This window comes from Mycolicibacterium alvei, from assembly GCF_010727325.1.
GTDB lineage: Bacteria > Actinomycetota > Actinomycetes > Mycobacteriales > Mycobacteriaceae > Mycobacterium > Mycobacterium alvei.
The window spans coordinates 2,072,978-2,086,975 of record NZ_AP022565.1 but is presented as its reverse complement, the minus strand read 5'-3'; the positions used below and the strand labels follow the sequence as shown (position 1 = coordinate 2,086,975).

11 protein-coding genes and 1 pseudogene are annotated in these 13,998 nt (G+C 67.2%); 7 read left to right on the top strand and 5 right to left on the bottom strand.

All coding sequences use genetic code 11. The annotated features are described in order from the left end of the window. Window positions 1-18: 18 nt before the first annotated feature. The 5 genes and pseudogenes from G6N44_RS10020 to G6N44_RS10010 all read left to right on the top strand — a co-directional run bounded on the left by G6N44_RS10020 (window position 19) and on the right by G6N44_RS10010 (window position 2,631). Window positions 19-1,170 (top strand): fatty acid desaturase family protein, encoded by a 1,152-nt coding sequence (locus G6N44_RS10020; RefSeq protein ID WP_163663597.1) that lies wholly within the window; start codon window positions 19-21, stop codon window positions 1,168-1,170. Between the two features lie 72 nt (window positions 1,171-1,242). After that, window positions 1,243-1,344 (top strand): NAD(P)-binding protein, encoded by a 102-nt coding sequence (locus G6N44_RS29855; RefSeq protein ID WP_344035833.1) that lies wholly within the window; start codon window positions 1,243-1,245, stop codon window positions 1,342-1,344. 4 nt (window positions 1,345-1,348) lie between these two features. Continuing rightward, a pseudogene (locus G6N44_RS29765) lies at window positions 1,349-1,432 on the top strand (FAD-dependent oxidoreductase); the annotation flags it as partial. Between the two features lie 62 nt (window positions 1,433-1,494). Continuing rightward, complete coding sequence (locus G6N44_RS29440) at window positions 1,495-1,755, top strand: FAD-dependent oxidoreductase (protein WP_235682989.1); 261 nt, start codon at window positions 1,495-1,497, stop codon at window positions 1,753-1,755. A gap of 36 nt (window positions 1,756-1,791) precedes the next feature. Beyond that, entirely contained in the window at window positions 1,792-2,631 is an 840-nt protein-coding gene (locus G6N44_RS10010) for an SDR family NAD(P)-dependent oxidoreductase (RefSeq protein WP_163663594.1), read from the top strand. A 28-nt stretch (window positions 2,632-2,659) separates the two neighbouring features. Here G6N44_RS10010 and nei2 read toward each other — a convergent pair whose 3' ends face one another. The 3 genes from nei2 to G6N44_RS09995 are packed head-to-tail and all read right to left on the bottom strand — an operon-like array spanning window position 2,660 to window position 8,697. After that, window positions 2,660-3,412, bottom strand: coding sequence for an endonuclease VIII Nei2 (gene nei2 / locus G6N44_RS10005; RefSeq protein WP_163663592.1), 753 nt, complete (start codon window positions 3,410-3,412; stop codon window positions 2,660-2,662). Between the two features lie 11 nt (window positions 3,413-3,423). Then, the gene (locus G6N44_RS10000) at window positions 3,424-7,968 is read right to left on the bottom strand and encodes an ATP-dependent helicase (RefSeq protein ID WP_163663590.1); all 4,545 of its coding nucleotides are present in this window, start codon (window positions 7,966-7,968) and stop codon (window positions 3,424-3,426) included. Window positions 7,969-8,004: 36 nt separating this feature from the next. Beyond that, window positions 8,005-8,697, bottom strand: a complete 693-nt coding sequence (locus G6N44_RS09995; protein WP_163663588.1) for a TetR/AcrR family transcriptional regulator — start codon at window positions 8,695-8,697, stop codon at window positions 8,005-8,007. A gap of 27 nt (window positions 8,698-8,724) precedes the next feature. Here G6N44_RS09995 and G6N44_RS09990 point away from each other — a divergent pair, with 27 nt between their 5' ends. Together G6N44_RS09990 and G6N44_RS09985 are read left to right on the top strand one after the other, a co-directional pair. Next, on the top strand, window positions 8,725-10,116 hold the full coding sequence (locus tag G6N44_RS09990) for a cytochrome P450 (RefSeq protein ID WP_163663586.1): 1,392 nt from the start codon (window positions 8,725-8,727) through the stop codon (window positions 10,114-10,116). 79 nt (window positions 10,117-10,195) lie between these two features. After that, window positions 10,196-11,644, top strand: a complete 1,449-nt coding sequence (locus G6N44_RS09985) for a lipase maturation factor family protein (protein ID WP_163663584.1) — start codon at window positions 10,196-10,198, stop codon at window positions 11,642-11,644. Here G6N44_RS09985 and G6N44_RS09980 read toward each other — a convergent pair. Both G6N44_RS09980 and amaB read right to left on the bottom strand, forming a co-directional pair. Further along, the gene (locus tag G6N44_RS09980) at window positions 11,624-12,427 is read right to left on the bottom strand and encodes an SDR family NAD(P)-dependent oxidoreductase (RefSeq protein WP_163663582.1); all 804 of its coding nucleotides are present in this window, start codon (window positions 12,425-12,427) and stop codon (window positions 11,624-11,626) included. The two genes, G6N44_RS09985 and G6N44_RS09980, sit on opposite strands and share 21 nt — an antisense overlap. A 19-nt stretch (window positions 12,428-12,446) precedes the next feature. Next, the gene (amaB, locus tag G6N44_RS09975) at window positions 12,447-13,997 is read right to left on the bottom strand and encodes an L-piperidine-6-carboxylate dehydrogenase (protein WP_163663580.1); all 1,551 of its coding nucleotides are present in this window, start codon (window positions 13,995-13,997) and stop codon (window positions 12,447-12,449) included. Window position 13,998 lies beyond the last annotated feature (1 nt).

The window sequence follows — 13,998 nt, the reverse complement described above, 5'->3', positions numbered from 1 at the left end:
TCGAACAAAGGACACACCATGACTCAACGATCCGTCACCCTGACCCCCGAGCAGTTCGAGACCCTCGGCGCCGAACTCGACTCCATCCGTGAACGCACCCTCGCCGACCTCGGTGAGCGCGACGCCACCTATATCCGCGACATCATCAAGTTGCAGCGCAAGCTTGAGGTCGGCGGCCGTGCATTGCTGTTCCTGCCGCCGGCGTGGCCGGTCGGGACCGTGATGCTGGGACTGTCGAAGATCCTCGACAACATGGAGATCGGCCACAACGTCATGCACGGCCAGTACGACTGGATGGGCGATCCGGCGTTGCGCGGCCAGAACTTCGAATGGGATTCGGCCTGCCCGTCGAATCAGTGGCGGCACTCCCACAACTACATGCACCACACCTACACCAACATCGTCGACATGGACCGCGACATCGGCTACGGCGTCCTGCGCATGAGCGAGGACCAGAAGTGGAGCCCGTACTACCTGGGTAACCCGCTGTACGCGTTCCTGCTGATGGTGTTCTTCCAGTACGGCGTCGCGTTGCACGAGTTGGAGACCGAGCGCATCCGCACCGGTGAGATCAAGCTCCGCGACAAGAAGGACACGCTGCGCGAGATGTGGGTCAAGGTGCGCAAGCAGACCGTGAAGGACTATGTGGCCTTCCCGCTGCTGGCCGGACCGTTCGCGCCATTTGTGTTCGCGGGCAACATGACTGCCAACCTGATGCGCAACGTGTGGTCGTACACCATCATTTTCTGCGGGCACTTCCCCGAGGGCACCCACGAGTTCACGATCGAGGAGACCGAGAACGAGACCCGTGGGCAGTGGTACTTCCGCCAATTGCTCGGTTCGGCAAACCTGAGTGGCGGCAAGTGGTTCCACATCTTCAGCGGCAACCTGTCCTTCCAGATCGAACACCACCTGTTCCCGGACATTCCGGCGCATCGCTACGCGGAGATCTCCGGCGAGGTGAAGGAGATCTGCCAGCGCTACGGTCTGCCCTACAACTCGGGCCCGATCCACCAGCAGTTCGCGTCCGTGGTGCGCAAGATCGTGCGCCTGGCGTTCCCGTGGGGCGGAAAGCCCAAGGAGTCCGAAGCCGCTGCGAAGCAACCCGCGGTCGAAGAAACCGCACCCACTCAGCAGTCGATCTGCGAGCCAGAACTCGTCAACTGCTGATTTTCGGGGCGTTGACTCGGTCGGTCGTCTGACTTTCTCCTAGGCTGTCGCTCAGTTGAGGGAGGTCGTCCCATGACAGCGCCAGGCAGCGCAACGGACGTCACGGTGGTAGTGGTCGGCGCAGGCATCTCCGGACTGACGGCAGCCCGCGAACTGCACCGCCCGGGGGGTTGACGGCATGGTGCTGGAGGCCGCCGACCGCATCGGCGGGCGGACGATGAGCGAGACCACCGCACTGGGATCGACCGTCGACCTGGGCGGTCAGTGGATCGGCCACGACCACCACCGGCTCACGACTCTGGCCGACGAACTCGGCCTGACCCGGTGCTCCAACCGGTCAGCTGGCATGAGAAGTCATGGCAGACCGACGAATACGTCGGTGGCGGTTATATGGCGCTGCCCATCGGGGGTTTCCTGGAGGGCCTTCTTCCGTTGCCCTCTGCGCCCGTCGGCAATATTCACTGGGCGGGAACCGAAACCGCCCGTGACCATCCGGGTTACATCGAGGGTGCCATCGAGTCGGGCCTACGGGTGGCGCAGGAGGTGGTTCAGGAACTGTCCGCTGCCGGCCGGCGTCGGAACTAGCAGGTAATCAAAGTTAACTGGACGTACTCTGACGTCATGCCTTCAGTTCTTGTCACCGGAGCAGGTCGCGGAATCGGCAAGGCCATAGTCGAGCACCTGGCCGCTACTGGGTGGGACGTCATCGCGGGAGTCAGGTCGCAGTCCGACGCGGCCGCATTGACGGCGGTCAACCCGCAACGCATCTCCTCGGTGATTCTCGACGTCACCAACGCGGACGATCTCGCGGCTTTGCCTGCTGCGCTCCCGCAGCGACTCGACGCAGTGGTGAACAACGCGGGCATCGTGGTAGCCGGTCCGGTCGAGACGCTCAGCCCCGAGGACTGGCGCAGGCAACTGGACGTCAACGTGATCGGCCAATTTGCGGTGACCAATGCAGTACTGCCGAAGTTGCGGGCTTCCCGTGGCCGCGCGATCTTCATCTCCAGCGTCAACGGGCAACTGTCCTCACCGCTACTCGGGGCATACGCGGCGTCCAAATTCGCCTTGGAAGCAGGTGCCGATGCACTCCGGATGGAGGTACGCCCGTGGGGTGTGCGGGTGGCTGTGGTGGAGCCGGCGCAGACCGACACCGACATGTGGCGCACCGCCGACGACATGGTGGTGGAGCTGGAAACCGCGATGTCGGCAGAGCATCGCGCCTTGTACGACAAGCACATTGCCGGGATGAAAAAGTTCGTTCCGATGTCGAAGAAGATGGCGGTGCCGACTTCCAACGTGGTCGCGGTGGTCGAGAAGGCGCTCACCGCGCGTCGGCCCCGAGCTCGGTACCTGGTCGGACTCGCAAGCAAGTTTCAGTTGTCGCTCATGACGAATATCCCGGTAGCGCTGCGTGATCGCATCATCGCAAAGATTGCCGGCGTGCCGCGTACCCCGTAGCGGGGCGGGCTCGCCAAGTGGGACGGGATCAGGTCTGGCACACCGGACACCAGTAGGTCACCCGGTCACCGCCGGCATCGGTCTCGATCAGAGTCCCGCAGCGGCGGCAGGGTTCACCGGCGCGGCCGTACACCCACAGTTGCCGTCCGTGCCGGGTATCACCGGTGGTGGTGCGGTTCCAGCGGGACCGGTTGAGCCACAGCATATCCCGGGCGCGTTGTGCGACACGTAGGGGGTCGGTCAGTGAGCTCACCGGGGAGGTAGGTAGCCGCCCGAACACGAAACACAGTTCATTGCAGTACACATTGCCGACACCGGCCATCACCCGCTGATCGAGCAGCGTCGGCGCCAGGGGCCGGTCCGGATCGGCGGCCAGATTGGCCGCCGCGGTGCGGGGCTCCCAGTCCGGGCCGAGCAGGTCCGGGCCCAGATGCTCGACCGCCGCCATGTCGGTGTCGCGGTCCAGCACTTCGAGCACGCCGAGGTCGATCCCGGTGGCCCGACTATCGGCGGTCTCCAGCACGATCCGGATCCGGTGGGCCGCGACTCTGGACCAGCCGATGCGCCAACTGCCCTCCATCTTGAGATGGGCGTGGATGCTGGCCCGGCCCACGCGGAGGAACAAGTGCTTGCCTCGGCTGAGAACTTCATCGACCACCTGCCCGGTCAGGTCGACCGTGGCGTAGCGGGGCACCCTGATATCGCAGCGGGTCAACGTCTTACCCGCCAGCGCATCGCGCAACGCGGTGGCGGTGTGGAAGACGGTGTCACCTTCGGGCATGGCGTCCGAACCTACCGAAGCCGCAAACCGCGCGGCGTGCGCGAAAACCCGGCACCGGTCAGCGCGTCCTGCACGGCGGCGCGGCCTTCGTCGACACCGGGATCGAGCACCGCGACCCCGTTGATCCGCTCGACCAAGAGCGACGGAATCCGCCCGCCGCTCACGAGTTCGGCCAGTGCGGCCGCGGCGGCCCGCTGCGTCTCGGTATCGGAGGTGAAGCTGAGCAGGGTCTTGCCGCCGCGTTCCAGGAACCACACCAGTTGGCCGTCGACCAGCGCCACCAGGGCACCCGCCTTGCGGCCCGGCCGGTGTGTGTCCGCGTCGCCCGCGCGCTCGGGCCAGGCCAGAGCGGCGCCGTAAGGATTGGCCGGGTCGGTCGCGGCGAGCATCACCGCGTGGTAGTCGGGCCGCTGCGGATCAACCCCGTCGAGGTAGGACCGCAGCCGGTCGACGGTCGAGGCCGCCGCGAACTGCGCCCCGCCCAGCGACTCGACGAAATAGCCCCGCTGGCAGCGGCCGGCGTCCTCGAACGCGCTCAACACCTTGTACAACGTCGCGAACCCGCCCGGCACGCCCTCGGCCGACGCCGCCCCCTTGGTCAGCACCCCGTGTCGGTTGAGCAACAGCTCCGCCTGGAAATGCGCGCGGACGGTCGAATCCGGTTCAGCGCCGGGCAATGCCGACCACCGGCCGGACACCATCGGATCCGCTGCGCGGCTGTGCGGGCGCGCGACGCTGTAGCGGCTGAGCCGGGGTGGACGTTGACGCTGCCGGTGTGCCGGTGTCCCCGACCGTCGGGGACCAGACAGCATCGCCCGCAACGGGGCGAACGTGTCACCAGTAACCCAGCCGGCCCAGATCAGTTCCCACAGAGCAGTTTTCAGCTCGGCTTCGGAGGCCTGATCGGTGAGCTGGCGGAAGAAGTACGCTCCGCCGTGACCGAGCGTCTCCATGATGGCCCGGTGCGGGTCGGTGAACTCGATCTCGACAGGAGCGGGCAGGGTCAATGGCGCCGTCTCGGCCAGGTGGAATGCCACCCAGCCGTCGCTGCTGCCGATCTGGCCGCCGCCCGACCACATCACTTCGCCGGACGCCAGCAGCTCATCGAGCATGGCCGGCTGGTAATCACGCACCCGCTGGCCGAAGACCAGCGACTCCACGGCCGACGCGGGCAGGAGGACGCCGGCCAGTTGCTCGATGACCGACGACAGCCCGTCGATACCCGAGCTGTGGCTGGACCCGACATGCTGCCAGGACGGCAGGAAGCGACCGTAGGCGGCAGTGCTGACCGGCTCGACCTGGGCGCGCAGCGCGGCCAGGGAGCGACGGCGCAGGATGCGCAGCACCTCGGCATCGCACCATTCGTCGGAAGTCGCCCGACCCAATGTCGCAGCCGGGGCGGCTCCGGTGAACTCGCCGCGCACCAGCCGGCCATCGACAGCCATGCGGCCCAACACATCTGCGGTCACCCGCAGGCCGAGCCCGAACCGCGTCGCGACCTCGGAGGTGGTGAACGGGCCGTGCGTGCGGGCGTAGCGACCGATCAGGTCTCCGAGTGGGTCGTCGACGGATTCGGTGAAGGCCATGGGCACCCCGACCGGGACCGGCGCGCCGACCCCGTCGCGTAGCAGGCCGATGTCTTCCACCGCGGCCCACCAGCTCTGGCCGGCGTAGGTGACCGGCAGCGCGCGCTTGGCGGCGTGCAGCCCGTCGAGCCAGCCCCCGATCGCCTCGGTGGTGGCGCGCTCGGCGATCTCGGCCTCGGTGAGCGGACCCAGCATCCGCAACAGGTCGGCCACGGCCTCGGCATCGCGCACGGCCCGTTCCTCGGTCAGGTGTTGCAGCTGTGCCGAGGTTGAGGCCACCACCGCGGGATCCAGCAGTTCGCGGAGTTCCACCCGGCCGAGCAGTTCGGACAGCAGCACGGTGTCCAGTGCCAGCGCGGCGGCGCGACGCTCGGCCAACGGGCTGTCACCCTCGTACATGAATGCACCCACGTAGCCGAACAGCAACGAGGCCGCGAATGGCGAGGGGGTGGCGGTCTCTACCTCGACCACCCGCAGGCGCCGCTGAGCCACCCGCCGCATCAGCTCGGTCAGCGCGGGTACGTCGTAGACGTCCTGCAGGCATTCGCGGACGGTTTCCAGCACGATCGGGAAGTCCGGGTACTTGCGGGCGATGTCGAGCAGTTGCGCGGCGCGTTGCCGTTGATGCCACAACGGCGATCGCTTGCCAGGGTGTCGGCGAGGCAGCAACAGGGCGCGCGCGGCGCATTCACGGAACCTGGACGCGAACAACGCCGACCCGCCCACCTCTGCGGTGACGACCGGTTCGATCTCGTCGGCGTCGAACACGAACAGGTCTGCGCCGGGCGGGGTTTCACCACTATCGGGGAGGCGCACGATGATGCCGTCGTCGGACGCGGTGGGCTTCTCGTCGATGCCGTACCGTTCCCGCAGCCGACGGCCCACCGCCAGGGCCAGCGGCCCGTGAACCCGCAGGCCGTACGGAGAATGCAGGATCACCCGCCAGTCGCCCAGTTCATCCCGGAAACGCTCCACCACGAACGTGCTGTCGCTGGGAACGACGCCGGTGGCCTCCCGCTGGTCATGCAGTAGCCGGTAGAGGTTGTCGGTTGCGAACCCGTCGAAACCCATTGTCTGGCAACGTTCTTCGAACTCGTCGCGGCCGAGTGTGGCGAGCTCTCCGGTGAACGCACCGACCGCAGCGCCCAGTTCGGCGGGGCGTCCCACGCTGTCGCCGCGCCAGAACGGCAACCGGGCCGGCTGGCCCGGCGCGGGGATCACCAGCACCCGGTCGTGGGTGATCTCGGTGATCCGCCAGCTGGTCGCACCCAGGGAGATGACGTCGCCCGGGCGGGATTCGTAGACCATCTCCTCGTCGAGTTCACCTACCCGGGAGGGTTTTTCGGAGTCGGTAGCCAGGTAGACGGTGAACAGCCCGCGGTCGGGGATCGCGCCGCCGGAGGTCACCGCCAGGCGTTGGGCTCCGGGGCGGGCGGTCAGGGTTCCGTGGTCGCGGTCGTACACGATGCGTGGCCGCAGCTCGGCGAACTCGGTGGACGGGTACTTCCCGGACAACAGATCCAGGGTGGCCTCGAACGCGCTGCGCGGCAGCGTGGCAAAGGGTGCACTCCGCCGTACCGCATCGAACCAGGCGTCGGCGTCCACTGGTTCCAGGGCGGCCGCAGCCACGGTGTGCTGGGCCAGCACGTCGAGCGGATTGGCCGGGACGTGCATGGTCTCGATGTCACCGGAGCGCATGCGCTGCACCGTCACCGCACAGCCGATCAGGTCGGTGCGGTGCTTGGGGAACAGCACGCCCTGGGAGATCTCGCCGACCTGGTGCCCGGCCCGCCCGATGCGCTGCAGGCCGCTGGCCACCGACGGCGGCGACTCGACCTGGATCACCAGATCGACCGCGCCCATGTCGATGCCCAACTCCAGGCTCGAGGTGGCCACCACGGCGCGCAATCGGCCACTCTTGAGGTCGTCTTCGACCAGGGCCCGCTGCTCCTTGCTGACCGAACCGTGGTGGGCCCGGGCCAGCAGCGGCGGTGCGCCGCTGGCCTGACCGCTGGCCATGAGTTGGGCCGGGGCGCCGCCACCGACCTGCGGGTTGTGGTCGAGTGAGAGCTCGATTCCGGCACGTTCGGCGTGAATCTCGTTGAGCCGGGAGGTCAGTCGCTCGGCCAACCGGCGGGAGTTGGCGAACACGATCGAGGAGCGGTGGGCCTCGATCAGGTCCACGATGCGTTCCTCGACGGCGGGCCAGATGCTGTTGTTGTCGAGATTGGCCATGTCCGGGATCGGGACCTGCACCGAGAGGTCGAACGTTTTACCCGACGGCGGCGCGACGATGGTGGTGGGGGCCTGGCCGGACAGGAACCGCGCTACCTCCTCGGGTGGACGTACCGTCGCCGACAGCCCGATCCGCTGGGCCGGCTTGTCGAGCAGCTGGTCGAGCCGTTCCAACGAGAGTGCCAGGTGCGCACCGCGTTTGGTGGCGGCGACGGCGTGAACCTCGTCGACGATCACGGTCCGCACCGAGGCCAGGGTTTCGCGGGCCGCCGACGTCAGCATCAGAAACAGGGATTCCGGCGTGGTGATCAGGATGTCGGGTGGCTTGCTCAGCATCGCGCGGCGCTCACCGGGCGGGGTGTCACCGGAGCGGACGCCGACGCTGATCGACGGGGCCGGCACCCCGTGCCGCTCGGCGACCCTGGTGACGCCGGTCAGCGGGGTGCGCAGGTTGCGTTCGACGTCGACGGCCAGGGCCTTGAGTGGCGACACATACAGCACCGTCGTCCCGGTGCGGGGACCAGGCGGCAACTGCGCCAGCTCGTCGATGGCCCACAGGAAGGCCGCCAGCGTCTTACCTGATCCGGTGGGTGCGATGACCAGGGTGTTGAGCCCCTCGGCGATGGCCGACCAGGCCTGGGCCTGCGCGGCCGTCGGTGCCGGGAACGCAGCGGTGAACCACTCCCGGGTCAGCGCACTGAACCGGGCCAGCGGACCGGCCGGCGTGGTGGTCATCTAGCCATCTTGCCGCGACACACCGACAACCGGGTTTCAGCGGTGTTCGGGACCGGCCGCACCGGCCAGTTCGTCGGGCAGTCCGGGCACTCGGCCGATGGCGTCGAGCAGCGCGTGTGCGCAACTGTCGGCGACGAAACCCGCGTCGATCGAGGGGTCCTTGAGCCGTTGCCGGCACATCTCGAAGGTCAGGGCCAGCCAGCCGTAGACGGTAGCCCGCAGATCGCGCTCGACCGTCGCATCCAGGGGCTCGGATACGGCGTCGCCGATCCGACCCATGATCCGGTCGGCCTGGCGGTCGTTGTCGACGTCGTCTTCGCCGCGCAGTACCGGGTCGGTGCGGCCCAGTCCCATGTAGGCCGCCCAGGCGCCGTGCGGATGTTCCTCGTCGTAGCGCAGGTAGGCGAGAACGCCGTCGCGCAGCTGTCCGAAAAGGCTTTGACCCGGCTCGCCGGTGGTGCTGGTGGCCTCGAACAGGCGCTCGCCCTCGGCGCGCACCACGGCACCGAAGAAGGCCCGCTTGTCGGGGAAGTAGTGATACATCAGGGCGCGCGACACCCCGGCACGCTCGGCGATCTCGTCGATGCGGACCTCGTCGTAGGGGCGCTGGCCGAACACCTCGGCTCCCAGCGCCAGCAGTTCGTTGCGTCTGTCGGCGGGGGACAGTCGGCGTCTGGACTCGGCTCCCACGTGTGGAGCGTAGCGCGAAAGGAGCCTTACTTGACACATGTATAACAACGAGGAATCTTTGGTGTCATGACCTTCGTGGGCACGCGGACCTCACCTGAAGGCGCCAAGTATCCGAAACTGCCGCACCCGCCGCGGCGAGTGCCCCTGCTCGGTGACATCTTCGGTCTACAGCCCGACTCCTCGATGCAGAACGCGCTGGGCATGGCCGAGCTCGGCCCGATCTGTGAATTCCGCTTCCTGGGCGCGCGCTACGTGGTGGTCACCGGCGCCGACGCGGTCAATGATCTGAACGACGAAACCCGCTTCGGTAAGCACGTGGGCCCCGATATCGAGGCCCTGCGGATCGTGGCCGGCGACGGGCTGTTCACCGCCTACAACGACGAACCGAACTGGCACACGGCCCATCAGCTGCTGATGCCCGCGTTCAGCCAGGCCGCGATGCGCCGCTACCACGCGGTGATGTTCGACGTCGCCGATGAGCTGACCGGCGATTGGGACCGGAAAGCCGATCGGGGGGACACCGTCGACGTCTCGGCCGACACCACCCGGGTAACCCTGGAGACCATCGGCCGGTGCACGGCCGGGTATTCGTTCCGGTGTTTCCAGAGCGACACGGTGCACCCGTTCATCGCCCACATGGTGTCGGCGTTGAGGAGCGCCGACCGCCTCGGCGTGTTGCGCGAAACCTTCCTGCCCGCCTTCTTTTTCCGGACCTACGAGGGCAGGCTCCGCCGCGACGCGCGCTACCTGCGCGGGCTGGCCGACGACATCGTCTCGGCGCGGCGGGCACAGGGATCGAGCGCCCATGACGATCTGCTGCAGATCATGCTGGAGTCCGATCTCGATGCCGCCAACATCCGCTGTCAGCTGATCAATTTTCTGATCGCCGGACATGAAACCACTTCCGGTGCACTGTCATTTGCGCTGTACTTCCTGTCGCAACACCCAGAGGTGTTCGCCCGGGCCCGCGACGAGGTCGAACAGGTGTGGGGCGACGATCAGCGGCCCGAATTCGAGAAGATCGCCAAACTGCGGTATGTCCGGCGGATTCTCGACGAGTCGCTGCGGTTGCAGCCGACCGTGCCGGCCTACTACCGGGCTGCCCGCCAGGACACCGTGCTGGCCGGAATTCACCCGATGCGCAAGGGCGACTGGGCGCTGGCCCTGACCTCGACCCTGCACCGTGACCCCCGATGGGGTCACGACCCGGAGGCATTCGAGCCGGACCGGTTCACGCCCGAGCAGATGCGGACGCGCCCCGGTGGCCTGTACAAGCCGTTCGGTACCGGCGAAAGATCCTGCATCGGAAGACAGTTCGCACTCCACGAAGCCGTGCTGATGTTGGCGGTGCTGATCCGCCGCTACGATCTGATCGCCGATCCGGACTACCGGTTGCAGGTACAGGAGCGCCTGACCGTGATGCCGTCCGGCTTCCGGCTGGGATTGCGGCGACGGTAGCCGTCCGTACCGCCTATGAAATGCCCCGATTCGGGGTACCGTTTTCGAGGACAGACCCGCAACGTCGGCAGGTCCGCGCATGGAATGGTTCAACGCAGACGAATATTGGTTGGCCCGACAGGTGTTGCAGCGGGGGACCGCCGCGATCTACCTGATCGCGTTCATCGTGGCGGCCCGGCAGTTCCGCGGGCTCCTCGGTGAGCGCGGTCTGCTGCCGATACCCCGGTTCCTGTCCGTCAACTCATTCCGCAGCGCTCCCAGTGTGTTTCAGCTCCACTATTCGGACCGCTTCTTCGCCGCGGTGTGCGTAGCCGGGGCGGTGCTCTCCGGGGCACTGCTCGCCGGCTTCGGAGACGTGGTGCCGCTGTGGGCCGCAATGCTGATCTGGCTGCTCGTGTGGGCGCTGTACCTTTCGATCGTCAACGTGGGCCAGGCGTGGTATTCGTTCGGGTGGGAATCTCTGCTGCTGGAAGCCGGATTCCTGGTCACCTTCCTGGGCAACGACGACATCGGCCCCCCGCTGCTGGTGCTGTGGCTGGCCCGCTGGTTGCTGTTCCGAGTCGAGTTCGGCGCGGGGCTGATCAAACTGCGCGGTGACCGGTGCTGGCGCAACCTGACCTGCCTGTACTACCACCACGAGACTCAACCGATGCCCGGCCCGCTGAGCTGGTTCTTCCACCATCTGCCCAAGCCGCTGCACCGAATCGAGGTGGCGGGCAACCACTTTGCCCAACTCGTGGTGCCGTTTGCGCTGTTCGCCCCGCAGCCGGTGGCCAGCGGGGCCGCGATCGTCGTGATGATCACCCAGCTGTGGCTGGTGGCATCGGGCAACTTCGCCTGGCTCAACTGGATCACCATCGTCCTGGCGTTCAGCGCATTCTCGGACTCCGGCGCCGCGGTGCTGATTCCGCTACCTGAACACCAATTCGGTCAGACCCCAGTGTGGTTCGCCGTCGTGGTGGTCGGGTTCACGGTAGCGGTGGCGTGCCTGAGCTACTGGCCGGTGCGCAACCTCATCTCCAGGCGGCAGCGGATGAACGCCTCGTACAACCGGTATCACCTGGTGAATTCCTACGGTGCATTCGGCACCGTCGGTCGCACCCGTGACGAGGTGGTGTTGGAGGGGACCTCGGGCACCAGCTTGGGTGAGCACACCGTGTGGAAGGAATACGAGTTCAAGGGCAAACCCGGCGATGTCCGTCGGTGGCCGAGGCAGTGCGCGCCGTATCACTTGCGGCTGGACTGGCTGATGTGGTTCGCGGCCATATCGCCGGCGTATGCCCAGGGCTGGCTGCGCATGCTGCTGACCCGGCTACTGGAGAACGACCGAGACACACTGAAGCTACTGCGCCACAATCCATTCCCGGATGCGCCGCCACGATATGTGCGGGCGAAGTTGTACCGGTACGAGTTCAGCACCTGGACCGAACTGCGCCGCGATCACGTCTGGTGGCACCGAATCTCACTGGGCGTGTACGTCCCGCCGCAGTCGCTGCCTTCCGGGCGCTCATCGGCCGGCACGCAGTGACCGCTGGTAGCGGCGCATCCCCGCGATCCACCGGCCGTAATCGGACCCTTTGTGGCGGTACATGTCGAGCACCTGGGGGTGCGGTAGCACGAGAAAACTGTCCGACTGCACCGCCGCGACCGTGGCCGCCGCGACATCCTGGGGACTGATCACCTCACCGGACTGCACGATCGACGCGGCGCCGGCCGCGGAATCCGGATCCGCCGATGTACGCACCGCATCGAGTAACGGGGTGTCCACCCCCAACGGACACACACAGCTGACGCCGACACCGTCATCGCCGTAGGTGATCGCCAGCCATTCGGCGAACCCGACCGCCGCGTGCTTGGTGACGGCATATCCGGCCGCCCCGATCTGGGACAGCAGACCGGCCGCCGAGGCGACCGACACGAAATACCCGCCGCCACGCGACAACCACTGCGGGACAAGCACTTGCGCCGTCCGGACGTGGGAGCGCAGATTGACGTCCAGGATCGAATCCCAGTCCTCGTCGGTGCCGAGACCCGGTGCGCCGATGATTCCGGCGTTGGCGACGTAGATGTCGACCGGGCCGAACTCGGTGGTGGTCAGCGCCTCGATGTCGGCGGTAGAACAGGCGTCGGCCTGGACACCGAGGGCCTTCCCCCCAGTCGCGCGGATCTTTTCGGCGGTGTGTTCGGCCGACTCGGCATCGAGGTCGGTGGCGATCACCCGGGCGCCCGCTACCGCGAACGCTGCGGCCAAGGCACGGCCGATTCCCGATCCCGCACCGGTGATGACCGCCACCGAGTTCTCAATCTGCACGACTCATCCTTACAGCCGGTTACCCGAAATGCACGCCCTGAGCCAGCGGCAGCTCCGAGGAGTAGTTGACCGTGTTGGTCGCGCGCCGCATGTACGCCTTCCAGGCATCCGAGCCCGACTCGCGGCCACCGCCGGTGTGCTTCTCGCCGCCGAACGCGCCGCCGATCTCGGCGCCCGAGGTTCCGATGTTGACGTTGGCGATACCGCAGTCGGATCCGTCGGCGGCCATGAACCGCTCGGCCTCCCGCACGTCGGTGGTGAAGATCGCCGACGAAAGGCCCTGTGGTACCGCGTTGTTCAGTGCAATCGCATCGTCGATCTCGTCGTAGGTCAGCACATAGAGGATCGGGGCGAAGGTCTCGGTGTGCACGACGGCGGTCTGCGCGGGCATCCGCACCACCGCGGGGGCGATGTAGAACGCACCCTCGTCACCCAGATCGTGACGCTGCCCGCCGAACACCTCGCCGCCGTCGACGCGGGCCTGCTCGAGCGCCCCGACCATGTCCCGGTAGGCGCGGGTGTGAATGAGCGGGCCGACGAGGGTTCCGTCCACGCTGGGGTCACCGATGGGCAGGCTTCCATAGGCCGCGACGATCCGGGAGACCAGGTCGTCGGCGACAGAGGAGTGCACGATCAGGCGGCGCAGCGTGGTGCACCGCTGCCCCGCGGTCCCCGCGGCCGAGAACACGATGGCTCGCACCGCGAGATCCAGATCGGCCGACGGTGTCACGATTGCGGCGTTGTTGCCACCCAACTCGAGCAGCACCTTGCCGAACCGGGCGGCAACGCGCGGGCCCACCTGCTGGCCCATCCGCACCGAACCGGTCGCGCTGAGCAGCGCCACCCGCTCATCGTCGACGAGTCGCTCACCCAGCTCGCGCCCTCCCAGGACGAGCCGGCTCACTTCCGTCGGCGCACCGACGTCAGATGCGGCGCGCTCGATCAGCGCCTGACACGCGATCGCGGTCAGTGGTGTCAGCTCAGACGGTTTCCACACCACGGTGTCGCCGCACACCAGTGCGATCGCGGTGTTCCACGCCCACACCGCAACCGGAAAGTTGAATGCGGTGATCACGCCGACGACGCCCAACGGGTGCCATGTCTCCATCAGTCGGTGCCCGGGGCGTTCGGAAGCGATGGTGCGGCCATACAACTGGCGTGACAGGCCGACGGCGAACTGACAGATGTCGATCATCTCCTGCACCTCGCCCAGTGCCTCGGAGGTGATCTTGCCTGCCTCCACCGTCACCAACGTCGCCAGCTCAACCTTGTGCTCGACGAGCAACTCGCCAAGGCGTGCCACCAAAGCGCCGCGCACCGGTGCCGGGGTCGTGCGCCAGGTTGAGAAGGCTTGTGCGGCATCGCCGATCGCGGTATCGACCTGCTCAACACTGTGCTCGGTCAGGGTGAACAACACGTCCCCGCTGATCGGGGTGCTCGAGTGCAGGCCGCCGCCTGGGGCGGTCGGGTCAGCCAGGTCGGCCCGTGCCCCGATGGCTTCGAGGGCCAGCCGCACCCGCCGGCGCAGCTCCTCTGCAGTGGGAAGGTCGGTCCGTTCGGTGGTGGTCATC

Coding starts and splice junctions, on each gene's coding strand:
- G6N44_RS10020 (WP_163663597.1), top strand. CDS start 19: ATGACTCAACGATCCGTCACCCTGACCCCCGAGCAGTTCGAGACCCTC.
- G6N44_RS29855 (WP_344035833.1), top strand. CDS start 1,243: ATGACAGCGCCAGGCAGCGCAACGGACGTCACGGTGGTAGTGGTCGGC.
- G6N44_RS10010 (WP_163663594.1), top strand. CDS start 1,792: ATGCCTTCAGTTCTTGTCACCGGAGCAGGTCGCGGAATCGGCAAGGCC.
- nei2 (WP_163663592.1), bottom strand. CDS start 3,412: ATGCCCGAAGGTGACACCGTCTTCCACACCGCCACCGCGTTGCGCGAT.
- G6N44_RS10000 (WP_163663590.1), bottom strand. CDS start 7,968: ATGACCACCACGCCGGCCGGTCCGCTGGCCCGGTTCAGTGCGCTGACC.
- G6N44_RS09995 (WP_163663588.1), bottom strand. CDS start 8,697: ATGTGTCAAGTAAGGCTCCTTTCGCGCTACGCTCCACACGTGGGAGCC.
- G6N44_RS09990 (WP_163663586.1), top strand. CDS start 8,725: ATGACCTTCGTGGGCACGCGGACCTCACCTGAAGGCGCCAAGTATCCG.
- G6N44_RS09985 (WP_163663584.1), top strand. CDS start 10,196: ATGGAATGGTTCAACGCAGACGAATATTGGTTGGCCCGACAGGTGTTG.
- amaB (WP_163663580.1), bottom strand. CDS start 13,997: ATGACCACCACCGAACGGACCGACCTTCCCACTGCAGAGGAGCTGCGC.